Annotated in this window: 27 protein-coding genes; 26 read left to right on the top strand and 1 reads right to left on the bottom strand. The window is 64.0% G+C overall.

Features of this window, described 5'->3' with window-relative positions; all coding sequences use genetic code 11:
• Nucleotides 1-11: 11 nt before the first annotated feature.
• Nucleotides 12-581 (bottom strand): anthranilate synthase component II, encoded by a 570-nt coding sequence (locus NGK70_RS05190; protein WP_251972226.1) that lies wholly within the window; start codon nt 579-581, stop codon nt 12-14.
• 1,204 nt (nt 582-1,785) lie between these two features.
• On the opposite strand from NGK70_RS05190, the gene NGK70_RS05185 reads away from it, so the two are divergent.
• The 26 genes from NGK70_RS05185 to NGK70_RS05060 all read left to right on the top strand — a co-directional run bounded on the left by NGK70_RS05185 (nt 1,786) and on the right by NGK70_RS05060 (nt 23,769).
• Nucleotides 1,786-2,532, top strand: coding sequence for a hypothetical protein (locus NGK70_RS05185; protein WP_247735662.1), 747 nt, complete (start codon nt 1,786-1,788; stop codon nt 2,530-2,532).
• Between the two features lie 118 nt (nt 2,533-2,650).
• Nucleotides 2,651-2,863, top strand: a complete 213-nt coding sequence (locus NGK70_RS05180) for an AlpA family transcriptional regulator (protein WP_009876569.1) — start codon at nt 2,651-2,653, stop codon at nt 2,861-2,863.
• A 42-nt stretch (nt 2,864-2,905) separates the two neighbouring features.
• Complete coding sequence (locus NGK70_RS05175) at nt 2,906-3,781, top strand: ParA family protein (RefSeq protein WP_247735661.1); 876 nt, start codon at nt 2,906-2,908, stop codon at nt 3,779-3,781.
• Complete coding sequence (locus tag NGK70_RS05170) at nt 3,765-4,025, top strand: hypothetical protein (protein ID WP_247735660.1); 261 nt, start codon at nt 3,765-3,767, stop codon at nt 4,023-4,025. The genes NGK70_RS05175 and NGK70_RS05170 overlap by 17 nt, the downstream gene beginning before the upstream one ends.
• Nucleotides 4,018-5,682: a ParB family protein gene (locus tag NGK70_RS05165; RefSeq protein ID WP_247735659.1), complete on the top strand. Its 1,665-nt coding sequence runs from the start codon at nt 4,018-4,020 to the stop codon at nt 5,680-5,682. Before NGK70_RS05170 ends, NGK70_RS05165 begins: the two co-directional genes overlap by 8 nt.
• Nucleotides 5,683-5,697: 15 nt before the next feature.
• Complete coding sequence (locus NGK70_RS05160; protein ID WP_073664028.1) at nt 5,698-6,258, top strand: DUF2857 domain-containing protein; 561 nt, start codon at nt 5,698-5,700, stop codon at nt 6,256-6,258.
• 3 nt (nt 6,259-6,261) lie between these two features.
• Complete coding sequence (locus tag NGK70_RS05155; protein ID WP_247735658.1) at nt 6,262-7,512, top strand: STY4528 family pathogenicity island replication protein; 1,251 nt, start codon at nt 6,262-6,264, stop codon at nt 7,510-7,512.
• A gap of 331 nt (nt 7,513-7,843) precedes the next feature.
• The gene (locus NGK70_RS05150; protein WP_247735657.1) at nt 7,844-8,623 is read left to right on the top strand and encodes a PFL_4669 family integrating conjugative element protein; all 780 of its coding nucleotides are present in this window, start codon (nt 7,844-7,846) and stop codon (nt 8,621-8,623) included.
• On the top strand, nt 8,620-9,147 hold the full coding sequence (locus NGK70_RS05145; RefSeq protein ID WP_247735656.1) for a DUF3158 family protein: 528 nt from the start codon (nt 8,620-8,622) through the stop codon (nt 9,145-9,147). The genes NGK70_RS05150 and NGK70_RS05145 overlap by 4 nt, the downstream gene beginning before the upstream one ends.
• 73 nt (nt 9,148-9,220) lie before the next feature.
• Nucleotides 9,221-9,661, top strand: a complete 441-nt coding sequence (locus NGK70_RS05140) for a single-stranded DNA-binding protein (protein WP_023106357.1) — start codon at nt 9,221-9,223, stop codon at nt 9,659-9,661.
• Nucleotides 9,662-9,939: 278 nt separating this feature from the next.
• The gene (locus NGK70_RS05135) at nt 9,940-11,961 is read left to right on the top strand and encodes a DNA topoisomerase III (protein ID WP_247735655.1); all 2,022 of its coding nucleotides are present in this window, start codon (nt 9,940-9,942) and stop codon (nt 11,959-11,961) included.
• Between the two features lie 532 nt (nt 11,962-12,493).
• Entirely contained in the window at nt 12,494-14,074 is a 1,581-nt protein-coding gene (locus NGK70_RS05130) for a DNA cytosine methyltransferase (RefSeq protein ID WP_247735654.1), read from the top strand.
• A gap of 243 nt (nt 14,075-14,317) precedes the next feature.
• The gene (locus NGK70_RS05125; RefSeq protein ID WP_247735653.1) at nt 14,318-14,875 is read left to right on the top strand and encodes a hypothetical protein; all 558 of its coding nucleotides are present in this window, start codon (nt 14,318-14,320) and stop codon (nt 14,873-14,875) included.
• A gap of 335 nt (nt 14,876-15,210) precedes the next feature.
• Nucleotides 15,211-15,423, top strand: a complete 213-nt coding sequence (locus tag NGK70_RS05120; RefSeq protein WP_247735652.1) for a hypothetical protein — start codon at nt 15,211-15,213, stop codon at nt 15,421-15,423.
• A gap of 21 nt (nt 15,424-15,444) precedes the next feature.
• On the top strand, nt 15,445-15,837 hold the full coding sequence (locus NGK70_RS05115; protein WP_247735651.1) for a hypothetical protein: 393 nt from the start codon (nt 15,445-15,447) through the stop codon (nt 15,835-15,837).
• A gap of 214 nt (nt 15,838-16,051) precedes the next feature.
• On the top strand, nt 16,052-16,789 hold the full coding sequence (locus NGK70_RS05110; protein ID WP_247735650.1) for a DUF5983 family protein: 738 nt from the start codon (nt 16,052-16,054) through the stop codon (nt 16,787-16,789).
• Nucleotides 16,790-16,885: 96 nt separating this feature from the next.
• Nucleotides 16,886-17,164 carry a uridylate kinase gene (locus NGK70_RS05105; protein ID WP_247735649.1) on the top strand — a complete coding sequence of 93 codons (279 nt, stop codon included), beginning with the start codon at nt 16,886-16,888 and terminating at the stop codon, nt 17,162-17,164.
• 289 nt (nt 17,165-17,453) lie between these two features.
• Entirely contained in the window at nt 17,454-18,281 is an 828-nt protein-coding gene (locus NGK70_RS05100; protein ID WP_247735648.1) for a GTPase, read from the top strand.
• 142 nt (nt 18,282-18,423) lie between these two features.
• On the top strand, nt 18,424-18,777 hold the full coding sequence (locus NGK70_RS05095; protein WP_247735647.1) for a DUF3085 domain-containing protein: 354 nt from the start codon (nt 18,424-18,426) through the stop codon (nt 18,775-18,777).
• A 365-nt stretch (nt 18,778-19,142) separates the two neighbouring features.
• On the top strand, nt 19,143-20,072 hold the full coding sequence (locus NGK70_RS05090; RefSeq protein ID WP_247735646.1) for a DUF3577 domain-containing protein: 930 nt from the start codon (nt 19,143-19,145) through the stop codon (nt 20,070-20,072).
• A 152-nt stretch (nt 20,073-20,224) separates the two neighbouring features.
• On the top strand, nt 20,225-21,052 hold the full coding sequence (locus tag NGK70_RS05085; protein WP_011871441.1) for a DUF932 domain-containing protein: 828 nt from the start codon (nt 20,225-20,227) through the stop codon (nt 21,050-21,052).
• A gap of 95 nt (nt 21,053-21,147) precedes the next feature.
• Entirely contained in the window at nt 21,148-21,837 is a 690-nt protein-coding gene (locus NGK70_RS05080) for a DUF3275 family protein (RefSeq protein ID WP_247735645.1), read from the top strand.
• Between the two features lie 94 nt (nt 21,838-21,931).
• Nucleotides 21,932-22,255 (top strand): hypothetical protein, encoded by a 324-nt coding sequence (locus tag NGK70_RS05075; protein WP_247735644.1) that lies wholly within the window; start codon nt 21,932-21,934, stop codon nt 22,253-22,255.
• Between the two features lie 102 nt (nt 22,256-22,357).
• Nucleotides 22,358-22,765, top strand: a complete 408-nt coding sequence (locus NGK70_RS05070) for a hypothetical protein (protein ID WP_247735643.1) — start codon at nt 22,358-22,360, stop codon at nt 22,763-22,765.
• A 16-nt stretch (nt 22,766-22,781) separates the two neighbouring features.
• On the top strand, nt 22,782-23,042 hold the full coding sequence (locus NGK70_RS05065; protein ID WP_100773603.1) for a hypothetical protein: 261 nt from the start codon (nt 22,782-22,784) through the stop codon (nt 23,040-23,042).
• 76 nt (nt 23,043-23,118) lie between these two features.
• Nucleotides 23,119-23,769, top strand: a complete 651-nt coding sequence (locus tag NGK70_RS05060) for a hypothetical protein (RefSeq protein ID WP_009876587.1) — start codon at nt 23,119-23,121, stop codon at nt 23,767-23,769.
• Nucleotides 23,770-23,771: the final 2 nt, after the last annotated feature.

Here is a 23,771-nt window from a genome sequence, read left to right as displayed (position 1 = left end):
TCGGCTCAGGGTCAGCGCATCTGCAGGAAGTTCTTCAGCAGCGCGTGGCCGTGCTCGCTGAGGATGGACTCGGGGTGGAACTGCACCCCCTCCAGCGGCAGCGAGCGGTGGCGCACACCCATGATCTCGCCGTCGGCCGCCGTGGCGGTGACGACCAGGTCAGCCGGCAGCGTGTCGCGCGCGATCGCCAGCGAGTGGTAGCGGATCACGCTGAACTGCTTGGGCAGCCCGGCGAACACGCCCTGCTGGTCGGTGGTGATGGTGTCGGCCTTGCCGTGCATCTGCACCTTCGCACGCACGATGTCGCCGCCCAGCGCCGCGCCGATGCTCTGGTGGCCCAGGCACACGCCCAGGATTGGCAGCTTGCCGATGAAGTGGCGGATCGCCGCGATGCAGATGCCCGCCTCGGCCGGCGAGCAGGGCCCGGGCGACAGCACCAGGCGGTCGGGCTTCAGCGCCTCGATCTCGGCAATCGAGATCTCGTCGTTGCGGTGCACGCGCACGTCTTCGCCGAGCTCGCCGAAGTACTGCACCAGGTTGTAGGTGAAGCTGTCGTAGTTGTCGATCATCAGGAGTCTCATGATTTTAAGTCCTTGATTTTATTGAATATTTTCATTACACACGGACCCCATTACACACTTCATTACACACATCGGCGATCGATTGCGATGGAGGAAGCGCACGCAAGTGCTGGCACAGGGTAGCAACGGGTTTTGAGTGAAGCCGCAGAGTGCGCCAACGCGGTGTGCCGAGGAAGCGTTTGCGCCGGCATGGCTGGGACAAGTGCGCAGACAAGACGGGCAAGCTTGTACCCCACGGCGGCGCAGCGCGCGGGGCATCAGTTCGACGACGGGGTTGGGATGCTAAGGGCATCGGGCAATCTCCTCAAATCTTGGAGCCGCCGTGCCGGGAAGCCTTCTTGAAACCTTGCCTGCCGGTACGGCGGCAAGGTGCGGTCAAGACCGCAACGACATGCCGCTTCCTATTGGAAGCGCCACCACAGAGCGATGTTGGTCGAAGCAGTACGGGTCATGGTCAGACCAAAGTATTGAATTAAAAAGCTAGAACCCAGTCCGAGCGCACAGGAACGGAATTCCAATAAAACCTTCGGTATTTTACCACGAGCATGGCAGGCAAAGTCCACTTCTTAACAGAACGGCGAGATCACCTTGGACGTCGCCAAGTCAGCGCACTAAAAAAGGGACGAGCGGAAGAGGACCTGGGTATTCGACCTGCGCTGGACAAAGCCGACATAGCCCCCGTCGCTGGCTGTGGGCGTCGTAAGCGCCCCGCCTGCTTGATGGAACTGAAATGCATCCCGAGAAGCGATGCGAGGACGGCTGTCCCACAGTGGAAGCCAGCCGCGTGGCTTAGCCCGTAGATGCTATGTCGATATATCAGGATGCCGAAACAAGCATGACATGCGCGGATTTCTCCAAGTCCCTCTAGACGTGGAGCAGCGGATGCAATCCCGTGCGCCTTGTGAAACCGTGGGGATATCAGACCATATCGAATCGGTCTTGATGGGCTTGACGCACCCCATGACGCTGGCACCGTGAGCGCCATTGTCGAGCGTGCTTCTTCCTTGTTACTCGACGGGCCGGCAACTGGTCAATTCTTGCACATCGAGCAAGAGAGAACCACCTGTGACGGGTGCCATGATCTCTTCTGTCCATGTTCCAGGGCATCGCCCCAGGCATCAACCACAGGCATAACGACACAACAGCCCCTTGGCGGGGCAAGAAAGGAGCCGGTGACGTAGCGCTTCCGAAAGGAGACGAAAACATGCACAAGGAGCCACCACTATCAAAGGTGTTCTATCGTCCCATCGAAGCTGCCATACGGTGGGCTGGGTTGTTGCGGTACGAGGCGGTGATCGTCGCATCGATCGCATCACCGCGTTGTCTGCCGCAGATGTTGGACTGCCCGCGATGGAACGAGTGTCGGCTGTACTCGGAACGCATCTACGACGGTATCCTCAACGCCGAACTGCCCTTCGGCAAGAACGGGATCACGCTTAATGACCCAGATCTGGTGAGTTCACCCGATCTGACCGTCCGCCATGTCGATCTGAAGCGGTGGATGCGCACCCACTATCCCGAGCATCGGCCGGGATTTCTGTTCAGTCGGGGCGAGCGCATGGTGCATCCCTTCATCACCATCGAAACAGGACAGGCAATCCTGCTGGAACGGCTGGCTCTGCAGGCCGCGCTGGACCATAGCCGACGCGAGATGCGCGAACTGCAACAGCAACACGAAGTCTTGCTAAAGCAGTCCGCCGTACTGCTGGCTCCCAAGCAGTGCGTGATCAGTGATCGGGCGGAAACTACATACCTGAACATCATCGGCGGCATGCTGACGCTGATGCTGAGCCAATCCCCATCCGGCGTGCCGTACTCCAGCTTCAAGACGCAGGAGGCCATCGTCACCGCATTGCTCGCCCACTATGGCGGCACCATGGGCATCACGGAGCGAACCTTGAACGGCAAGTTCGCCAATGCCAGGAAGAATGTCCGTAGCGCAGCCGCGTGAATTCTTCCATCTTGTATGTGCAGTCGCGGAGATTGCATTTGCAATGTTTTTCCGCAGCCATGTCTATTGAATAGAGGTCACGCCAACAAACGCCACTGAGCGTTCAGGAGTGACCGCCATGTCGCAAATACCTGTACTGCCACCGCACGAGCGCCGCATCCTGCGGCTCGATGAAGTTGAAGCGAAGTCCGGCTTCAAACGCGCCCACATCTACAACCTGATGAAGAAGCGCCAGTTTCCGCAGGCGTTGCGCCTGGGCGTGCGCGCCGTGGGCTGGGATTCGGTCGAGATCGACCAGTGGATCGCCGAACGCCTCAACAACCGGACCTGACCCGCTCCCCCTCGATTTTCCCATCGCCAAACGGAGAGCGCCATGCAGGTCGTATCCATCATTTCAACGAAAGGCGGCGTAGGCAAGACGACTACGGCCGCCAACCTCGGCGGCCTCGCCGCGGACGCGGGGCTGCGTGTGCTGCTGCTCGATCTCGACGTGCAGCCGACCTTGTCGTCCTATTACGAGCTGGCACACCGCGCTGCCGGCGGTATCTATGAGTTGCTGGCGTTCAACGAACGCGCCCTCGATCAGTTGGTGTCCCGCACCATCATCGCGGGCCTGGACCTGGTGCTCTCGAACGATCACCGGGGTGAACTGAACACGTTGCTACTGCACGCGCCAGACGGACGCCTGAGACTGCGGCACCTGCTGCCGGCGCTGGCGCCGCTTTATGACCTGGTGCTGATCGACACCCAGGGTGCACGCTCGGTGCTGTTGGAGATGGCGGTGCTCGCCTCTGACCTGGCGCTGTCGCCCGTGACCCCGGAAATTCTCGCTGCCCGCGAACTGCGACGCGGCACCATGCAGTTGCTGGAGGACATCGCGCCATACCGGCACCTCGGCATCGAACCGCCATCCCTGCACCTGCTCATCAATCGCGTCCACCCCGTGTCCGCGAATGCACGGATGATCCAGCAGGCGCTGCGCGACCTGTTCCAGGACCATGCCGGCATATGCGTGCTGGGCACCGACGTGCCGGCCATCGAGGCCTATCCGCGCGCCGCAACCCGCGGCCTGCCGGTGCATCGCGTCGAGCATCGCCAGCCGCCGGGCAGAGTTGCGCCCGCCGCGCTCGACACCATGCGCGCGCTCGCTGGCGAATTGTTCCCTCAATGGCAAGACAGATTTGCCCACGTTTCCGGCCGTCCTCCACGTTCTATTGAAACCGGGAGGTCGCATGGCGAACGCACATGAATTGGCCCGTGGCCACAAGCGGCTGCGCGCCCTGATCGAGTTTGCTGTGAGCGAAGGTTGGCACGTCAAGCGCACACGTGGCGGACACCTCAAGTTCACCAAGGCCGGCTGCGCCACCATCTACACCAGCTCAACAGCGAGCGACTACCGGGCGGATCTCAACGCCCGTGCACAGATCCGCCGCGCCGAGCGCGAGGCCCGCATGGCCCGGGCCGTCAACGCCGAGGGATGTGGTCATGGCTGAGATGACCTCCCAGGACATGGCCGGCAAGCTGCTTGCCGCCGGGTTCGAGCGCAGTGGGCCATCGGCCACGGCCTTGAGCGACCCGATCGCCGACACGCCGATGGTCGTGACGCTGGACCAGTTGCGGCCCTACGACCACGACCCCCGCAAAAAGCGCAACTCGGCCTACGATGAAATCAAGGCCTCCATCCGAGAGCGCGGCCTGGACGCGGCGCCAGCGATCACACGCCGTCCTGGCGAGGCGCACTACATCATCCGCAACGGCGGCAACACCAGGCTGGCGATCCTGCGTGAACTCTGGGCGGAGACCAAGGACGAACGCTTCTTCCGCATATCGTGCCTGTTCCGGCCGTGGCCTGCGCGCGGAGAGATCGTCGCCCTGACCGGGCACCTCGCCGAGAACGAACTACGCGGCGGCCTCACGTTCATCGAGCGCGCCCTGGGCGTCGAGAAAGCCCGCGAGTTCTATGAAGCTGAAAGCGGCACCACCCTGAGCCAGTCCGAGCTGGCCCGCCGCCTGGCCGCCGACGGCTTCCCAGTCCAGCAGTCGCACATCAGCCGCATGGCTGACGCGGTGCGCTACCTGCTGCCCGCGATCCCGACCGTCCTATACGGGGGCCTCGGCCGCCACCAGGTCGAGCGGCTGTCGGTCATGCGCAAAGCCAGCGAACGCACGTGGGAGCACTATGCCAAAGGCCGCTCCCTGCCGCTGGACTTCGACAGCTTCTTTCTGGAGGCGCTGTCGCAATTTGATGTCCAGCCCGACGAGTTCTCGCCGCCGCGTGTGCAGGACGAGTTGATCGGTCAGATGTCCGAGCTGCTGGGCATCGACTACGACGTGCTCGCCTTGGACCTGACCGAATCCGAGAGCCGCCACCGCGCCCTGGTCAGCGACCCAACCCCGCCATCGGCGCCGCCGGCATTGCCCGAGCCTGGGGCCATCGCACGGCCGCCGATCGAACCGGCACCGCCCCCCACTACAACTGCACCTTCTGCGGGCCACTCTGCCGACGCGCCGACAAGGCCCCGGGACGATGGGGCCCCGAGCGAGGCATCCGCAGCCAGCCCTGCGGCAGCGAATGGCGGTCTGCTTGACGAGCACATCATCTCTCCGGCACCCACGACGGAGCGGCTCCAGTCCATCCAGCGCATGGTCGCCGACCAGTTGGGCGATGCGCTGCCGCCCGACTTCTCGGCCAACGTCTTGCAGTCGATTCCCGTGCAGGCCGGTGGCCTCTATCCCATCTCGGACATCTGGTATATCGACCCTGGCCTCGACACACCCGACCGCCTGCGCATCCACATCGCGCAGTTCGCGCGCGAGATCGCGGGCGAGGCCGACCTGGACGCGTGTGTCGAGGATCGTTCTGATGGCATCGGGTTCACGTGTCGTGCCCCAGCCCAGGCTTCGTCGCCGCTCGCACGCGCCGTGCTCGCACTACTGGTTTCCCTGGCCGGTCAGCAGCCAGCCGGCGTCGGCTTGGACAGCGGGCAACTCATCACAGACCTGCCAGCGCTGTTGCACGGCCAGGGTCAACGTCGTGACGGCGGGGCCCGGCGATTGAGCGACACCGCGCTGGTCAAGCTGTTTCGTCTGCTGCGGCTGGCCCGGCGCCTGCTGGATCTGGAAGCCGGCGCTGTCGGTCCTGGGATCTGAGCGAGGGAGGCCTGCATGTCCGCACCGAACCCACTCAACCAGGCCGTCATCGCGCAGGCACTCTACGACCTACGCAACGGGCAACTGCGTCGCTGCAAGGCGATGGGGTTCGGCGAGGAAGAGCTGGATGCGCTCAAGCATCCGGCGCTGATCAGCGTGCTGGCCAATGCCAACGTCTCCTGGTGCTCTGTCTCGGTGAACCGGGAAGTGCTCCGGCGATTGCTCAAACAGGCGCAGGACGTGGAGAAGGAGATCGCCACCGTCGATCGCATGCTGCGCCTGGGTGCCAGTACCGAAATGGTGAGCCGCTTCTACGGGCTGACACATCAGGAAGTCGCACTTCGGCGCGAAGTTCTCGGCCTGCCCAAACGCAAGGGGCGCCATCCGGTTCTGGACGAGGAGCAGGACACCGAGCTGTGGCGGCGCTGGAAGGCCGTGACCAGCAGCAGGAACGTCGAGCTGGAGGATGAGACCTCGGTTCTTGATGCGGCAATGGACCTCGCCGAAGGCATGGAGCTGCCGCTGTCGGTGGTCTGGGCTGCGATCAAGAACTGGATCGATCAGGGACTGGGTTGAATCATGGCCGTGGACGACGCTGCACCACGAGCACCACGCCAAGGCCCCGTCGCCCTCGCTGATCTGTTCGACAGCGCACTGAACGACCTTGCGCCGAAACCTCGCCCGCCCGCGCCCGAGCCGGCTCCCGCATCCGCAACGTCTCCTGTGCCCGCAACTGGCGACGGTTTTCTGTTCAGTGGCAATCGGCACGAGAGCGTGCCGCGACGGCTGTTCCTCGACCGACGCCTGACGCCACTTGAACGCAATGCCTGGCAAGTCTTCCGGATGATGCTCAACGAGGATGGCGTCACTGCGTTTCCGACGTATGAGCAACTTCGCCCGTGGCTCGCGTCAACGCCCTGCGCCGGACAAGCCTCCCACGAGACCGTGGCACGGGCGCTGACGCTGTTGCGCCTGACGCGCTGGTTGAGTCTCGTGCGCCGCAGGCGCGACCCCAAGAGCGGACGCATCCTCGGCAACCTCTACGTCCTGCACGACGAGCCCCTGACCCCGTTCGAGGCGATGCAGCTCGACCCGGACTACTTGCAGCTCGTCAGCCACACCCTGGGCCATTCGGCGAGGGCCGTTCAGGTCGTGGGCTTGCACACGCTCAAGGAGATCGCCGAAGACCCGTTGCTGTCTGGCCGCATGCTGCCCTCGCGGCTGCAGGTCCTTGCCGAACGCCTCGCAAGCCAGGGCATCGGGTCGCAGGAGAGTTATCCACAGGAGGACACGGTTCACGATTCCGAAGAAGGGGCGCCGAGCCTTCTTCGGAATTCTGATCAGCCCTCTTCGGATTCCGAAGCAGGGCCGAAACCCGCGTCAGACGGCGCTCTTCGGAATCCGAAGCAGGACCGTACTGTACGTAGTAGTCGTATTAATGAAGTACGTACTACCGCGCGTGAGCGTGGGCAGGTGCGCGCAATGCCGGGAGTTCGTCTGCCTGATCGCTTCCTCAACTTGAAGGAAGAGCAGCAGGCCGGCGCCATGGTGGCATTGCAGCAGGTCGATGCCCCGCTACGCCAGGCAGTGCTGGACGAATGGGCGGATCGCTGTCGTGGCAGCACCATCCGCAACCCGGCAGGCTACCTGTTCGGCATCATCCAACGTGCCATCCGTGGCGAGTTCAACGCATGGGCCAGGCAAGCTGGGTCAGCACCGCCACCTGCCCCTGCACGAGATGCACCGCCTGAGCCACCGCGCAATGTAGTTCCGCCCGAGGTAGCCCGGCAGCACATCGACCGGCTGCGCGACCTTCTGCGCAGTAGCTGAGCGCGACGAGCGACAAGGGCGTGAAGCAGACGCCCGTGGCCGTCAGTAGAGCTATCCCCTGGGGATAGATGTGATGCAAGGCGTAACACCGAAAGACACAGGCTGGGTGCTTCTGTCCACGGTGCTGCAGTAGCGTCCGGTTCCTGAGCGCACCCACCATCTGCGCGAGCAGCGCTCTGTGGCGTTTGATGGAGCTATCCCCTGGGGATAGCTCGCATTGCGGGCCGCCACCACCACGACAACCGGGGACCAGTTCATTTCGGTTTGTTGACTGACTGCCTTCCGCTGCATGCCGATCCTGACCGCTCCTTTTCCCAAGCGAGCGGACACCATGGCAACCAACGAACCTTTGCAACTCAATCTCGGCTCTTTGCGCAGCGCGATGTCGCTGACGCTTCACACCCACCACGCCTCGCGCATCTGGCATGGCCGCGCCGCCACCGAAGGGCGACCCGGCATCGTCGGCCTGAACGGCTACATCGCCGTGATGAACAAGATGAAGCGCGGCTCGGAGCAGGACGACCCCTACAGCGACTGGTGGATGTTGCGCATCGAGGAAAAGCTCGACCAGGCCAAGACCACGTTGCAATCGCTGCGCGAGCAGGTGGACCAGGCATTGGCCGGCGTGCCTGCGGCGTTGAGCCTGGGCGAGAACCTCAACGTGCAACCGGTGAAGCTCCCCTTGTTCGTGAACGCGCAACTTGGCTTTGCCGCGGTCTATCTCCTGGCCGACTATGACGACATCGCCCGCAAGCTGATCCTCGCCCATCACACCGCGCTGATCGATCGCTCGACATTGGAGCGCTGGCTCAACGAAGGTGCCCACACGCTGCGCAGCCTGTTCAGCCTGGCCCAGCAGTACCGCTACTCGGGATGCACCCGCGACGACTTCGCGGCCAAGAACGCCGCAGCGCGGGCGGCGCTGGAGAAGTTCGGCGACCTGCCGCAGGACGTGCTCGAAGGCACTCGCCGCTCGAAGTTTGCGCCGCCCGTCGTGCGCCGCGGCCTACAACAGCGCAGTGATAGCGCTTCCGCAGCCGCACCTCCCAGCGACGAAGGCACTGCCGCCGATCCGGCCGAGGCCAGCACCGGCGAGGACGAACAGGCATGAGCGACCCGAACCGCGAACCTCGCTACTTCCGTGGTCTGGAACAGCCAGCCTTCATGCGGCTGGAACACGCGGCCTCTCTAAAAGGCCTTTTAAAGCCTTTTAAAGGTAAGGGGGACTTCGAGACCTGGGCCAGCCAGTGCTTCGCCATGCGCGACGAGTTGATTGCCCTGGCGCAGCGACAGGTGCTGCCACAGGCGTGCGGGCATCCCTTCCACCTGCTTCCCGTCGAGCTGGCCCAGCAGACCACTGGCGCAGGCACGGCCTTTCTTCGCTGGCGCAAGCATGATCGATCGGCCATGGGCGTGGCCCTGTGGCGGCAACTGATCGCCAGCCCCAGCACGCCGGTCAACCTGCTGCACGACCTGCACACAATCGAATTGCAGCGCATCACGCTGAACATGCAGATCAGCCTGCTGCACACCCTGGGCAGGCAAGCACAGGAATGCGCCAGCAAGGCCGCGCAGGCGGACAACACCTACCTGCGCCGGCTCGCGTCCGTTCCTGTCGCAGTGCGTGATCGGTGATTGCGCCAGCCAGCCGAGCACGCGCCCGAGTCCAACCAGGCACGGGTATTTCAACCACCACGGAGATATCAACATGAGCACACAATTCATCGGCGAGGGCAACATCGGCTCGCCTCCCGAGTACCGCGAATTCCCCAACGGCAACGACGATCCTCGCCGGTTGCTCCGGCTGAACGTGTACTTCGACAACCCCGTTCCCACCAAAGGCGGCGAGTTCGAGGACCGCGGCGGCTTCTGGGCGCCGGTGGAACTCTGGCACCACGACGCCGACCGCTGGCAGCAGCTCTACCAGAAGGGCATGCGGGTGCTGGTCGTCGGCCGCATGGAGCGCGACCCCTGGACGGACAACGAAGATCAGCCGCGTGAGACTTGGCAGGTCAACGCGCGCAGTGTCGGCATCCTGCCGTACCGCATCGAGTCCGTGACCCTCAGCCCGAAGCCACAGGAGGCAGAGCCGAAGCCCCAGGCCACCCAGGAACCAGCGGCACCGAAGGAAACGAAGCGCAGGAAGTGACCCTACATGGAGGGCGGCTGCTGCAGTGCTTCGCCGCCCTCCATGCGCTGCGAATTATCCCCAGGGGATAGCTCCACCAACGTCCACCGAGTTCCACGCGCTCCCGGAAATCGCGGCTCCCGACCCGCACACTTCCGGCCACGCGTCGTCCCCGCACACGCCATTTCATCCCGTGAAAGCGGTCGCCACCGCATGCGGCTTGTTTGCTGCTGCCCTCAGTGGTGCTCGGCATCCTCGATTCCAGCAACTCATGAACCACGGGAATCGGATGGACGGATATGCGGCTGTTCTTGTGCGAGAAGCCCTCCCAGGGCAAAGACATTGGCCGGATTCTTGGCGCCACGCAACGCGGTGAAGGCTGCCTCAACGGTTCCGGCGTCACGGTCACCTGGTGCATCGGCCATCTCGTAGAGGCTGCAGCACCGGAAGCCTACGACGAACAGTTGAAGCGCTGGTCCATCGAGCAGTTGCCCATCATTCCCCAGCATTGGCGGGTCGAGGTCAAACCGAAGACCGCCACGCAATTCAAGGTCGTCAAAGCGCTCCTGGCGAAGGCGACCCAACTAGTCATCGCCACCGATGCCGACCGCGAGGGCGAGTTGATCGCTCGCGAAATCATCGACCTGTGCGGCTACCGCGGGCCAATCGAGCGGCTGTGGTTGTCGGCGCTGAACGATGCGTCGATCCGCGCCGCCCTCGGCAAGCTGCGGTCCTCGGCCGAGACGCTGCCGATGTACCACTCGGCGCTGGCGCGATCTCGTGCGGATTGGCTGGTGGGCATGAACCTCAGTAGGTTGTTCACGGTGCTGGGGCGGCAGGCCGGCTACGACGGCGTGCTGTCAGTCGGCCGCGTCCAGACCCCGACGCTCAAGCTCGTCGTGGACCGCGACCGCGAGATCGCAGCCTTCGTGTCCGTGCCGTACTGGGCCATCGTCGTGTCCCTGTCCGCAGGTGTCCAGGCTTTCAACGCGCAATGGGTGCCACCCGATGCCTGCACCGACGACGCAGGCCACTGCCTGCAGCAGCCGGTCGCACAGCAGGCCATGCAGCAGATCCGCGCCGCCGGCAGCGCCCAGGTCGTATCGGTCGAGACCGAGCGCGTGCGCGAAGGCCCGCCGCTGCCGTTCGACCTGGGCACCTTGCAGGAAGTGTGTTCCAAGCAACTTGGGCTGGACGTGCAGGAAACCTTGGAGATCGCCCAAGCCCTGTACGAGACGCATAAGGCCACGACGTACCCGCGCTCGGATTCCGGCTATCTGCCCGAGAGCATGTTTGCCGAAGTGCCCACCGTTCTCGACAGCCTGCTCAAAACCGATCCCTCGCTGCACCCGATCATGGGCCAGCTCGACCGTTCGCAGCGCTCGCGCGCCTGGAACGATGGCAAGGTCACGGCCCACCACGGCATCATTCCGACGCTTGAACCGGCGAACCTCTCCGCCATGAGTGACAAGGAACTGGCCGTGTACAGGCTCATCCGGTCGCATTACCTGGCGCAGTTCCTCCCTCACCACGAGTTCGACCGCACCGTGGCCAAGCTGTCATGCGGCGGGCAGAATCTGGCGGCTACCGGCAAGCAGGTTGTCATCCCGGGCTGGCGCCAGGTACTGACCGAGCCGCAGACCGACGACGCTGATGGCGAGAGCGACACTGCGGCCCGCGCCCAGGTGCTACCGGCGCTGCGCGAGGGCCTGGCATGCCAGGTGGCCGACCTCGATCTGAAGGCACTCAAGACGCTGCCGCCCAAACCGTACACGCAAGGCGAGTTGGTCAAGTCCATGAAAGGCGTCGCCAAGCTGGTGTCCGATCCCCGCCTGAAGCAGAAGCTCAAGGATACGGTTGGCATCGGCACCGAAGCGACGCGGGCCAACATCATCGGCGGCCTGATCGCCCGCGGCTACCTTGTGAAGAAGGGGCGCGCCATCCGCGCCTCGGACGCGGCTTTCACCTTGATCGATGCCGTGCCTGCGGCGATTGCCGACCCTGGCACCACCGCCATCTGGGAACAGGCGCTCGACATGATCGAAGCCGGCCAGCTCACCTTGGACGTGTTCATCGGCAAGCAGGCCGCATGGATTTCGCAATTGATCGCGCAGTACGGCAGCGCGTCCCTGTCCATCAAGGTTCCCCAAGGGCCGGCATGCCCGCAGTGCGGCGCACCCACGCGCCAGCGCAGCGGCAAGAGCGGCCCGTTCTGGTCATGCAGCCGCTACCCGGACTGCAAAGGCACGCTGCCGGTCGAATCCGGCAGCTCCAAGCGCGGCGCCTCGCGCCCGCGCCGTAGCGGCCGCAAAGGCTCCTGACCGACCCCGTTCCCCGTGAGCCGTGCCCGCCTTCGGCGGCGTGGCCCGTGTCCCGCATGCCCTGCGGGACGCCCAGCGCGCAACGCCTTCTTGATCCGTGTGCGCGTCCCGCCTGGCCGTCCCCGGCCGCGGGACCTGAAGGTAGCTTCTCCGCGAGCCGCACCACGCGCGTTCTGTTGATCTGCGTTTCTTCCGCCCTCTGCGAAGGGTCTCCCGGTGGCTTGCCAGCCTACACGAGCCACCGGGAGACCCTTCGTGGTCAGCGGTAATCGGTGCCGGTGCCCGCCGGTGCAAAAACGGGCTCCCTTTGTGCGCGGATGTGCGCCAGACGATGCCGGCCCCAGCCACGACATGGGTCGGGTGTGATTGCTGAGAGCAGACGGTTCTAGCGACGACCGGGCCTGCCAATCAGCCCACGGGTGGTTCCTCTTTCCTCCCGAGCCGAAGGCCGCAGGGCCTTCGGCGCCTTTCTCCTGCCCATCAACGTCCCGGTCCGGCCATTGGCCTGGGCCACACGAACAGGAGAGACGACATGCACCCTCAACCTTGCGCGCCGCTGCTGTACGGCAGTGTGTGCAGCGGCATCGAGGCAGTGAGCCTGGCATGGCAGCCGCTCGGCCTCGAAGCCGCGTGGTTCGCCGAGATCGAACCGTTCCCGAGCGCCGTGCTCGCCCACCACTATCCGCGCGTGCCCAACCTGGGCGACATGACCTCGATCGCCCACCAGGTTCGCGCCGGCACTGTGCCGGCCCCCGACATCCTGGTCGGCGGCACGCCGTGCCAGTCGTTCAGCGTTGCCGGTGCACGCAGGGGACTGGATGACCCGCGCGGAGCCTTGACCCTTGCTTATGTGGAGTTAGCTAATGCCATCGACCAAACCCGCTACCAAGACGGCCGCACGTCGGCCACGCTCGTCTGGGAAAACGTCCCCGGCGTCCTCAACGACCGCAGCAACGCCTTCGGGCATTTCCTGGGAGCACTGGCCGGAGAAAGCCGTGCGCTCGAACCGCCAGGGCAAAAATGGGCGCACGCAGGTTGTGTGTCTGGACCCCGGCGCCGCATCGCCTGGCGCGTGCTCGACGCTCAATATTTCGGCGTCGCCCAACGCCGCAAGCGTGTGTTTCTTGTGGCAAGTGGTGGAGATGGCCTCGATCCCGTCGAAGTACTTTTTGAGCGCGCAGGCCTGCACGGGGATTCTTCTGCGGGCAGCGCGCCGTGGCAAGAAGCTGCCCGTGTTGCTGGATCTGGTACTGAAGCAGCAGGCGGATACGCAGGATTTGCTGGACTGAAGCAGCCCTACGGCAAGGTCACGACGACGTTCGGATTCAGCGGAGGCATCGGCCCTGTCGATGTGGCTGCATGCCTGATGGCGGCTGGCCCCAAGCATGACATCCGCACGGAGACGTTCATGGTGCAGTCGTTCGCCGGCAGCATCAGCCACACCCTCGACACCGCCAACGGCGGCAAGGGCAGCAGCGAGGACGGTACGGGCAAAGGTGTGCCGATCATCGCCTTCACCGCCCAGGGCAGCGGCGCGGATGCCACGATGGATCTGACGCCGACGCTACGTGCTGGTGGGCATCGCAACAGCCATGCGAACGCCGGTGTCGTGCCGGCTATCGCCTTCGCGCAGAACAATCGCGGCGAAGTGCGCTTCGAGTCGGGCCATGGGCAGGTGGCTTGCACCGTCCTGTCCAACGGCAAGCCGGGCTATGGGGTGCCGACGGTGGCCTGCATTGCCCTGCGGGGTCGGCAGGGTCTTGCCGCCGAGCTTGGCGGCGGCGTCGCGGCGGCGTTGCGCACTTGCGACGGCGGCGCGAACAAGCCCTATGTGCTGGCTCCCGACTGCGAGGCGCATTTCCGCTACGACTGGAATGAACCCGGCCCGGGGGATTGGTCGCAGTGGCGGGTGCGGCGGTTGATGCCCGTGGAATGCGAACGTCTGCAAGGCATGTCCGACAACTACACCCTGGTCCCTTATCGCGGCAAGCCCGCCGCAGACGCCCCGCGCTACAAGGCGATCGGCAATTCCATGGCCGTGCCCTGCGTCGCGTGGCTGGGTCAGCGGCTGGTGCAGTGCCTGCAAAAGACGGGATCGAGCGCATCGGATTGATGCACGACGCAGCCAACCGGCCACGCCATTCTTCCTTCTGCATTGCCGACGTGTCGGCAGCAGCCAGCAGCCAGGGTGTCCAGGCTGCCGTGGGTTCCACCCGCGCCACCCGCCAGTTCGCCCCGGCATCCACCGGCGAACGCTGCCCACCGGGGCATCGATGCCTCCTTTCTCCAACCCACGGGACGAATGCCGCGTCCCGTCAGGGGCGTGTCGTCACCCGGTCGATACTCAGGACTTCCCATGGAAACCATTACCCAACAAGACCGCATCACGCTGAATAATCTCAAGGTGGCCGATTTCGCCAGCGAGGAAACGCTGTGCTTCACCGCCATTGTCGAATTCGACGGCATTCCCATTGCCGAGGCCCGCAACGACGGACATGGCGGATCGACATTCGTGCGTGCGCTACAAGGCCAGATCGCGCTTCTGGCCCAGGCGGAGGAATTCACCAGGAGCCTTCCGCCGGCCTCGCTCGACCTCGAACGAGAGGACGAAGAGCCGCTGATCATCGACATTACGTTGGACTTCCTCGTCGATCAACTGGCCGGTGCCATGTACGCCGAGCGCAAGCTGCGCACCGCATTCAACCGCGACGTCGGCAACAAGGTGCTGTTCATCAAAGACGGCAAGCTGCTGTTCCTCAAGGGCATCAAGCTCAAGGCCATCGCAGACAGGCCGGCGTATTTCGCATCGCTGCGCGCCCGTCAGGGCCAGCCCATCGTCATCCTTGCAGAGCTAGCACCGGATGAAGCATTCGCCCTATGGAAGCAGCATGTGCTGGGCGACAAGCCTCGCTGATCCAGCATCGCCTGCCCGTCCTGATAGCCCCGCACTTGCTGCGGGGCTTTCTTTTTTCCACGTTCGCCAATAGGGGCTGTAGCAGGTGCCGATTTCCGGCTGACGTGGCTCGACTCGCTCACGAAGCTGCGTGCATGTGTCGCTGATCCGTCAGCACCATGCCAGCAGCCAGGGTTTCCAGGCTGCCGCGGATTCTCTCCGCGCCACCCGCCAGTCCGCTATCGCATCGAGTCTGCGGACGCGCGTCCTCGTGACGCCGATGCTTTTTCTCAACCGCATGCGGGAGCTGCCATCCCGTGAGGGACAAGGCCCCCGCTTCTCCAAGGAGCCCATCCATGTCCCAGCAAGCCTCTTTCGGCCAGTTGGCCTTGATCCATTGCGGCAAGTTCCTGCCGCTCGAAGTCCTGCATAGCGCCGCCGGCCACTACATCGGCACGCACGATACCGAAGGTCCCGTTTCGCGGGAATCCAGCGAGTACTTCCGCAGCTATGTCGCGGCTCAACGTGCCCTCGAAAGAGGCGGCTGGTCCCAGCTCGCCACGCCCTGATCCAACTGGAGGAATCACGTCATGAACCAGCTTTTGCCACAGGAAGTCGTCGATCAGATCATGTGGGAAGAGCAGCATTTCGCCGCCGCGCCCCAAGCCTTCTTCGAGGCCTGGAAGCGCGGTGTCGAGATCGCTGGCCCGCAATGGTTTGGCGACGGCACACGCGAAGGCCTGAACCAGGCCAAGAGCAAGTGGGATCTGCGTCCCGACATGCTGCGTGCCAACGACGCTCTCGGCGTCCTGAGCAGCGGAGAACGCATGTTCCTGTCCGCCATGTTCAGCTTCTACAACGCGCGCGAGGGCGGTGCCATGCTCAAGCGCTGCCACTTCCAAGGACTGTCGGACTTCGACGGTCTCGATCTGCAACGCCGCAAGGTCATCGCCGACCTGCTGGTGAACTACAGCGGTTGGTGAGCCGGCTTCCGGAATATCACCACCTTGTCGTTCGCCACCCCATGAGGGACATGCGCCCACCAGGCCATGTCCCTCAATTTTCCCTCCGTCAGCCAGCGCCGATTGGTCCAAAGCCATCGATCAGTGCCGCCTGACGCTTTTTCGACTTTCAACCCACCGGGGTCCAGTTCCCGGTGGCGGGGATTGGCTCCATTATTCAATCTGGAGAAATCCTATGACCCAGAATCCCAACCCCTTTGTACGCGGCTACTGGAATCTGAAAATCGTCCGAACGCTGTGCATCAGCTACGAAGACGGAAGCCCGCATGTGTGGCGAAACATCCACGCGAGCCAACAGCACCTCTCCGAGGAGGAGCTGGTTTCTTCCCCCTGCATCGTCACCAGCGACTTCGCGGTGGTCAGGAATGGCACTGTGCCTGTCAGTGCCGAACTGATGGCCGAATGCGATGCCATTGAAGGCGTCAGCGGCGAAGGCGTGGTGGGTGCGGTGGTTTATGCCATCCATGGCGACGACCTGGACGGTCGCCCGGTCCACGTCGGTGATACCTATTCGGCCGAGGCCGCGCGAGACGTGGTGCAGCGGTTGAGTTTCGAGACCGGCTATTACAGCCGATGCTGGGAAATCAGCAGCGCGCACATCAGCCAGGAAACCGGCCAGTACCTGGCCAGCCTAGCGGACCTTGCGACGCCGGAGGCCTTTCTGTTCATCGCCTTCCGGGTTCCATACAGCCCGGCGATCGGCGTCAAGCTGATTTCCACGCCCTGGACAGACAAGAACCTGGAGTATGCCGAGGGCATCAGTGCGGAGCAGCTTCGGCAGGAGCACCGGGACAAGGGCATGCCTGACGACCTGGCGAACATCCTTGAATTGGCCGGCCAGGCCGATGTACGCATCCTCATCCTAGATGCTGACGCACCCGCGCTACTGGGCCTGCCACTGGCCGAGATCTAGCAGACGCGCGACGCGCAAGCCTTCCCCTTTATCCCCCACATGCCAGCCCGCCTCCCACCAGGAGCTGGGCCGGTTCAATTCCATAGGAGCAATCTCATGTTCCCCGATCTCATCTCGCCTACGCCTGACTTCGAGAATCAGCTTGGAGCCTGCGTTAACGCCATGAGCCAGAACGACGCCATCGGCCAGATTCTGGTGTTCGAGCGCATGAGCGGCACGCTGCACATGCGCCATATCGACAGCGCCGATCTGGCGGACACCGACATTGACGACTACGAAATGGTCGTGTTCGACGGTGGCAACACAAGCGGCGACACGTGGAAGCACGTGTTTTTCCCGCGTCAGCGCGAACACTACTTCGTGTACGAAGCCTGACATCTCCAGCCCCTTTCGAGGGGCTTTTTCTTGCCCGGAGCGCTGTAAAGCGGGTACGGCGGGGTGCCGTTTCCTGCGGGCGGGCCGCTTACTCCCGGGCCATTCTTCCCCCATGTTCGTCGGCGTTGCCGACACATGCCCAGGCAGCCGAGACCTTCAAGGCTGCAAGCACGGGAAACCGTGCTGGTCGATGTTTTCCACGGACGTACCGCGTCCATCCACGCCACCCACAAGGGACCTCTCCCTTGCGGGCGGGGAATCCCTTGTTTCTTTCTCAAGGAGATTCTCCATGGACCGTTCCCTCATCAAATCCATGATGCCTTCGCTTGTCGCAGGCCACGTGCCCCGCAACGTGCGGTCGTTCAAGTACCGCGTGTTCGACGATCAGCCGCAGTCTTCGACATGGGGCTTCGCCATCGACCCCCAGTCCTTCGACGGGAAGGTAGTCGCAATCACTGACGACGCCATCGTCGTCAAGCTCAAGCCCAGCGAATTCGCTGTGCTCGATTCCAAGCTGGTGACCACCGTCCCCGACGAAGGTGCCAAGGTGCATGTCCAACCCTACGCACGGCGCCGTTTCGATGGGCTGCGCGCGGACACCCCGGAAGAGCGCACCGAGATGACGTCCGACGGGGTTCCCTACACCGTCAAGACGCACATCCTCGGCTCTGCGCCGGCCAAGCTGCCCATCCCCGAGCCGCAGTGCATGGAACTGGGCCAGCTCATCCAGCAGTTGGAGGAAATGCCGGCGCCCGATGGCTTCCGGCGCATCACCCACATGCTGGTCGATGCGGGAGCCCGGGACTTCACCTGGGTCGATCCCAAGCCTTCCAAGATCGTCGAGACACCTCCTGCGATCAGCTTTACGGTCTCGACCGCGAAGTTCGAGGGCCGGGTGACGGTGCTGTACGAGCGAGGCGGCGACACCTATGTGGTGGAGCTACACCGCGACGGCGATTTGCTCGATCGGCATGACGAGGTGTATTTCGACATGCTCGGCGAAGTGCTGGAGCGACTCGTCGACGACGGACGTTGGCGCCTGATCGATGTGAGCGTGATCGATGTGAGCGTGATCGACGCCAAGGCTACCCGGCAGCGCCAGGCGGTACCGGCATGACCCTGGGAACCGAATCCTGGGGGTTCTTCGGCTGACACGAGGCTCCCTCACGTCGTTTCAGCCCATTGGCCATGTGCCCCACAGGCTCTCTATCCATCCGGGTGGAGGGCCTTTTCTCTATTCCACACAGGAGATTTCAACCATGTCACTGCGATTCAAAGGCTCCGACCTGCGGCCTGTGCTGACCGAGGCGATCGCTGGTCAATGCCGCGTCATCCTGGTCAAGGACCAGGGCGTGTACTTCCTCGCCGAGCAGGGAGAGCGACGCCCGGATGGGCGTGTGAAGCTGCTGGCCTATGCCGTCGGCTGCAACCCGGATACCGACCCGTTCGACGACTGGTGGGAACTGGCGCGCGCCGAACTGGGCGGCGACGACTTCGCGGAGTACTTCGACCCGAAGGACGGCGTATTCACGCGCATTCTGCACACCGCAGACGACCTGATGCTGTCGGCCACCGCCACACATTTGTCACTGGAGGTGGTTCCTCCCGCATAGAGCGGCAACTGACGCTCGCCCCTCGCAGCCCCCGCACCGGGGGCTTTCTTTTGCGCTGAACCGGGCTGCGTGGACAAAGGGAAACACCCGGATGCCAATTGATTGCTGCCGCGCGCGCAAGGGCCGCCCATGCTGACCCCATGCCTGCTGACGTTGTCAGCGACATGCCAGGCAACCATCGGTCTTCGAGGTTGCGGCGCAGTTTCCACTGCGTGACCGAGCCAGCTCGCACCGCATCCATACGCGAGCGGCCACCAGTCTCTGGTGGTGGATGCTTTCGCCTTATCAACCCACCGCGGGGTTACGCACCTTTCCCCGCATGCGTGGGCTCGGTGTGTCTCCGCTTTTCCCAATGGAGATTCACCATGAACACCACGTCCAACGAGAAATCGTATTTCGACCTCCACACATCGGGCATCGGCTACATCCAGCGTGTCCGTGAAGTGCCCGTCAGGGGCGGCCGCCGTGCGCAGCCCTTCCTGGCATGCACCATCGCCGCATTGGTCGGCCCCGCCAGGGACCCCAGCTACCGCTACTTCGATGTCAAGGTCTCGGGTGCCGAGGCCAAGAAGCTCGTTCAGCGCTACATCGGCGTTGACGATCCCAAGCAGCGCCCGCTGGTGCGCTTCCGCCTTGGCGACCTCTGGGGCGATGCGTACATCCGCGACAAGGGCGAAAACCAGGGCAAGGCCGCCGCGTCCCTCAAGGCGCGACTGCTCAAGGCCGAGCCGATCGAGCGGGCCGAACTGGCTTCAATCGAGCAGCATGAGCTGATTACCCGTGGCATCGGCTACCTCAACCGTCCGAAGGACGTCACCCCCAAGGATGGCGATCCGTTCCTGTCGTGCTCCATCGCCGCATTGGCCGGACCTGTCGATGAACCGGAATATCGGTACTTCGACACGATCGTCGCCACCCCCGGGGCCGAGCATCTGGTTCGCCGATGCGTGCAGGCCATCGAAGGGGATCGCAAGGTGCTGATCGCCTTCCGTCTCAACGATATGAAGATCGATCCGTACATCCGTACCAAGGGCGAGCACGCTGGGGCACCGGCCGCAAGCCTGGAGTCGACGCTGATCCACATCGGTCTGATCAAGATCGATGGCACCCAGGTCTATCCGATGAGCCAAGCGCAAGCCGAGGCGCCAACGGTGGAGGACGCACCCGCGCCCGAAGCCGACAACGCCATCGACACTGCCGCCGACGCCGTTTCCGACCTACCCGTCGAGTCCGCCGAGCGCGAGCCCGAGGGTGAAGTCGAGGAGCAGGAGCCGGCCTTGGTCGCTTCGTTTTGATCCGGCATGGCCCCTCATGGGGCCTTGTCGCTTCTCCTCCCCAGCATCCGCCGCGTCCCCAAGACGCCAAAGGTGCTTGCGTCTTTTCATCCCCCGAGTCCCGCGTGGTCACACGACCGCGCGGTTACCGCATTTCTCAAAGGAGATCAGCCATGTCTCTGGCATCCCGTTTTGCTCCGCAATCCCCGATCCTGCGCTCCGATCGCCCACTCTCGGACGACCGTATTCGTGCCGTTGTTCCCTCGATCTTTGCCGACGCTCCACATGGGAGCCGGTCCGATCGGTATGCCTACATACCGACCTCGGTCGTGCTGACCAGGTTGCGCCAGGAGGGTTTCGAGCCCTTCATGGTGTGCCAGACGCGCGTGCGCAACGAGGATCGGCGCGAGTACACCAAGCATCTCATCCGACTTCGCCATGCAAGCCAGATCAACGGCGATGAGGCGAACGAGATCATCCTGCTCAACAGCCACGACGGCACGAGCAGCTACCAGATGCTTGCCGGCATGTTCCGGTTCGTCTGCCACAACGGCCTGGTCTGCGGTGACACCACCGCCGACATCCGCGTTCCTCACAAGGGCGACGTGGCAAGCCAGGTGATCGAAGGCGCCTACGAGGTTCTCGAAGGCTTCGAGCGCGTGCAGGACGCGCGCGATGCGATGCGCACCATCACCCTCGATGAGGGCGAAGCGGAAATCTTTGCGAATTCCGCGCTCGCACTCAAGTACGACGACCCGGCCAAGTCCACCCCTGTCACGGAGAGCCAACTTCTGGCGCCCAGGCGCTGGGACGATCGCAAGAACGACCTGTGGGCCGTCTTCAACCGCGTCCAGGAGAACCTCGTCAAAGGGGGACTGAATGGACGCTCGGCCAATGGCCGCAATCAACGCACCCGTCCGGTGCAAGGAATCGACCAGAACCTGCGCCTGAACCGGGCGTTGTGGCTGCTGGCCGAAGGCATGCGCCAGCTCAAGGCGTGATGCCAAGCGGACCTCGCCCAGCTCGGGTGAGGTCCATTTCCTCTCATCCACCGGGCGCCGTCGGCGGCCCGCTATTCGTCATCAGGAGAACCAACATGGCAACCACATCGGCGCCCGAGCAATCGGTATCGCCCATCATTGTTCCGGGCCAGCTCACGCTGCGCACCATACGCGGCAAGAACGGCCCGTTCACCGTTGGCCGCCTTGTCACCCCCATCGGCAAGTTCGCGGTCAAGGATGCGGAGCTGGAGCAGTACCCCGAAGGAAAATACGACGGGGAATTCATCATCCGCTACATCTTTCCGAAGTCCTATCCGGTCGGCGACGGCATGCGGTTCGAGATCCGCGCCAACCTGGACGGAATGACGCTCAACGGCATCGACAAACTGAGCCGCGACGAAGCCCGCAGCTTCGCCACCCAGGACGTCGATCCACTCGATGAAGAGCTGGGGGCGCAGCCTGCGGCAACGCCGGCCAAGCCCGCCAGAACGTCCAGGCCCGCCAAACCTGCACCCGTACAGGCGTCCGCTGACCCGCTGGTCGATACCACGCCCTTCGGCGTGGATGCGCCACCGCCCGCCGCGACCGCTGCCCCTGGCAGCATCGAAGACGGCGACGCCGCGCTGTTCGGCCTGCTGTGGCCGCTGGGCGAGTCCGTGAAATTGGATTCAACCATCGACCGCCGCGCCCTGCGCACACAGATCGCCCGCCTGGGCGAACTGGGCTACGCGCTGGACTTCAAGACGCAGGAATGGAGCCGCCAGGCCGAACTGCAACCTGCGTGATCGCAGACGCCGCATCCGCGGTGTTCTTCATCCACCCGCCGGGGTTCCTTCCCCATGCGGGGGAGGCCCCGGCTTTCTTCTGGAGGTCTTCATCATGTCCACCATCGCTTGCGATACCCCCCGTTCAACGCTGGATGAAACCGTGTGGCGGGCTCTTTGCAGGACGGCTGCTGAACACGCCCAGCGTGGCTGCGGCCTGTCCTACGACCACTACGTGACGCTCTTCAGTTCGGAGATCGACACGCACGCCAGCCGATTGCCGGATGACCAGCGCGTTCAAGCGCTAGAAATCGCAGCTCAGGAATGGGATTACGCAACGCCTGCCGAACGGCAGGAAACCCAGGACTGGAATGCCGCAAACGGCTATTGCTCGCATGGCATCGAACTGGGCTGCTGCCCGGCCGGATGCGGTTCATAGGCCGCACTGGGTTTGATCGCCGCACACGCGGCATTCCACCACTCGCTGGGGGTTCTTCCCCGCGGGGGAGGCCTCCGGCTCTACTTTTTCAGGAGGCCTCTCATGGGCTGGTATTTCTCTCACCAATCGCGGTCCGAGCTGATCGCGGAACTGACCGCACCGCAAGAGACCGAGCGCGCAAGCGCGAAGGTCATCGCCCACACACTGCGCGGCAACGTGCTGTGGTCCGTGGTCGAAATGACCGCCAAAGTCGAAGGCGTGCATCGTGATCTTGCGCCCGGCCAGTCCCTGCGCTACATCCGCTGCGATCTGCTTGAACGCAACGGCGCCCAGTGGGGTTACAAGCCGCTGGACGAGTCCATGCACCCGTACTACTACTCGTGCCCGCTGTCCTATCTGGACCTTGCACCGGAGCAGTCTGCCGAATGGCGTGCAGGCGTTCGCGCCTACCACGCTCGGCGACGCACACCCACGGCTGTCACGGCACCCGCCGCAACGCTGATGGTCTGAGCCAGGAGGAACCGACATGGACCTGATCCTGGCTGCGCTCTCCCCCTCGCTGCTGGCACTCGTTGAAGGGAGTTTGTCCAACGACGAAGTGTCCTCCGACGAGGAGATGCTGGAGTACTTCATCAGCAACGGCCTCACCGAGGAACAGGCGCGGCAGGCACTGACCTACCGCGACCAGTACCTCAACAACATCTACCTGGACGGCTTCACGCCGATCACCGCGGTGGACGAGGCGCTTCACTTCAACCCGCACACCCGGCAGTTCGAGCCGGACTGAGCGGTTTTCTTCCACCCCCAGGGGCAGCACTTGCCCCAGCGGGCGGTGCTGTTCCCGTTCATCCGAGGACACCACCATGCCCGCACACACTTCTTCCACCACGCTGTACCGCATCGACGAATGCCCGGATGTGATGGCCGACGCCTGCGTCGGCGACGACCAGGGCAACCTGATCTTCCTGTCGATCTGGGCGCGGGACACCGCCGTCCAGCAGTTCCTCGCTCGCCTGACCCTCGGGCGCGACGAGCAGGGACTGGACCAGTTTCACGTCATCACCGACCAAGGCGGCAGCGTCCCGGTGTTCATCGGCAACGTCGATCGCCTGGAAAAGCGCATCACGCGCGCCTACCGGCGAACGCTGTTCGGTTCGCTGTCCAACGTGTGGCTGTTCGACCGGCGCTGCGTCAAGCCCGACAAGGCCAACGCCAGCGCGCTGGCATTGCTGCCACGCGACAGCGCCCACCGGCTCGACCGCCTGTGGACGCTGGTACGGGACACGTGCCCGTTGCCGCTGCTCGACCACTGGCGCGAGACCGTGCTGGAACTGCTGCAAAGCCGCGAGATGCTGGGCCGCCTTCCGTTCGCCCTCGGGCCGCTGGAAGGCCATCGGCTCGCCATCGACGTGCCGACGCTGACCCTGGCGCTGGGCTCTCTGATCCGCAGTGACGTGCTCACCGCCTATCCATACCCGGCCAAGATCTGGACGCCGGAAGTGGTAGCGGCCTGACC

This window comes from Sphaerotilus microaerophilus (assembly GCF_023734135.1).
Classification (GTDB): domain Bacteria; phylum Pseudomonadota; class Gammaproteobacteria; order Burkholderiales; family Burkholderiaceae_C; genus Sphaerotilus; species Sphaerotilus microaerophilus.
This window is presented reverse-complemented; position numbering and strand designations above follow the sequence as displayed.

Coding starts and splice junctions, on each gene's coding strand:
- NGK70_RS05190 (WP_251972226.1), bottom strand. CDS start 581: ATGAGACTCCTGATGATCGACAACTACGACAGCTTCACCTACAACCTG.
- NGK70_RS05185 (WP_247735662.1), top strand. CDS start 1,786: ATGCACAAGGAGCCACCACTATCAAAGGTGTTCTATCGTCCCATCGAA.
- NGK70_RS05180 (WP_009876569.1), top strand. CDS start 2,651: ATGTCGCAAATACCTGTACTGCCACCGCACGAGCGCCGCATCCTGCGG.
- NGK70_RS05175 (WP_247735661.1), top strand. CDS start 2,906: ATGCAGGTCGTATCCATCATTTCAACGAAAGGCGGCGTAGGCAAGACG.
- NGK70_RS05170 (WP_247735660.1), top strand. CDS start 3,765: ATGGCGAACGCACATGAATTGGCCCGTGGCCACAAGCGGCTGCGCGCC.
- NGK70_RS05165 (WP_247735659.1), top strand. CDS start 4,018: ATGGCTGAGATGACCTCCCAGGACATGGCCGGCAAGCTGCTTGCCGCC.
- NGK70_RS05160 (WP_073664028.1), top strand. CDS start 5,698: ATGTCCGCACCGAACCCACTCAACCAGGCCGTCATCGCGCAGGCACTC.
- NGK70_RS05155 (WP_247735658.1), top strand. CDS start 6,262: ATGGCCGTGGACGACGCTGCACCACGAGCACCACGCCAAGGCCCCGTC.
- NGK70_RS05150 (WP_247735657.1), top strand. CDS start 7,844: ATGGCAACCAACGAACCTTTGCAACTCAATCTCGGCTCTTTGCGCAGC.
- NGK70_RS05145 (WP_247735656.1), top strand. CDS start 8,620: ATGAGCGACCCGAACCGCGAACCTCGCTACTTCCGTGGTCTGGAACAG.
- NGK70_RS05140 (WP_023106357.1), top strand. CDS start 9,221: ATGAGCACACAATTCATCGGCGAGGGCAACATCGGCTCGCCTCCCGAG.
- NGK70_RS05135 (WP_247735655.1), top strand. CDS start 9,940: ATGCGGCTGTTCTTGTGCGAGAAGCCCTCCCAGGGCAAAGACATTGGC.
- NGK70_RS05130 (WP_247735654.1), top strand. CDS start 12,494: ATGCACCCTCAACCTTGCGCGCCGCTGCTGTACGGCAGTGTGTGCAGC.
- NGK70_RS05125 (WP_247735653.1), top strand. CDS start 14,318: ATGGAAACCATTACCCAACAAGACCGCATCACGCTGAATAATCTCAAG.
- NGK70_RS05120 (WP_247735652.1), top strand. CDS start 15,211: ATGTCCCAGCAAGCCTCTTTCGGCCAGTTGGCCTTGATCCATTGCGGC.
- NGK70_RS05115 (WP_247735651.1), top strand. CDS start 15,445: ATGAACCAGCTTTTGCCACAGGAAGTCGTCGATCAGATCATGTGGGAA.
- NGK70_RS05110 (WP_247735650.1), top strand. CDS start 16,052: ATGACCCAGAATCCCAACCCCTTTGTACGCGGCTACTGGAATCTGAAA.
- NGK70_RS05105 (WP_247735649.1), top strand. CDS start 16,886: ATGTTCCCCGATCTCATCTCGCCTACGCCTGACTTCGAGAATCAGCTT.
- NGK70_RS05100 (WP_247735648.1), top strand. CDS start 17,454: ATGGACCGTTCCCTCATCAAATCCATGATGCCTTCGCTTGTCGCAGGC.
- NGK70_RS05095 (WP_247735647.1), top strand. CDS start 18,424: ATGTCACTGCGATTCAAAGGCTCCGACCTGCGGCCTGTGCTGACCGAG.
- NGK70_RS05090 (WP_247735646.1), top strand. CDS start 19,143: ATGAACACCACGTCCAACGAGAAATCGTATTTCGACCTCCACACATCG.
- NGK70_RS05085 (WP_011871441.1), top strand. CDS start 20,225: ATGTCTCTGGCATCCCGTTTTGCTCCGCAATCCCCGATCCTGCGCTCC.
- NGK70_RS05080 (WP_247735645.1), top strand. CDS start 21,148: ATGGCAACCACATCGGCGCCCGAGCAATCGGTATCGCCCATCATTGTT.
- NGK70_RS05075 (WP_247735644.1), top strand. CDS start 21,932: ATGTCCACCATCGCTTGCGATACCCCCCGTTCAACGCTGGATGAAACC.
- NGK70_RS05070 (WP_247735643.1), top strand. CDS start 22,358: ATGGGCTGGTATTTCTCTCACCAATCGCGGTCCGAGCTGATCGCGGAA.
- NGK70_RS05065 (WP_100773603.1), top strand. CDS start 22,782: ATGGACCTGATCCTGGCTGCGCTCTCCCCCTCGCTGCTGGCACTCGTT.
- NGK70_RS05060 (WP_009876587.1), top strand. CDS start 23,119: ATGCCCGCACACACTTCTTCCACCACGCTGTACCGCATCGACGAATGC.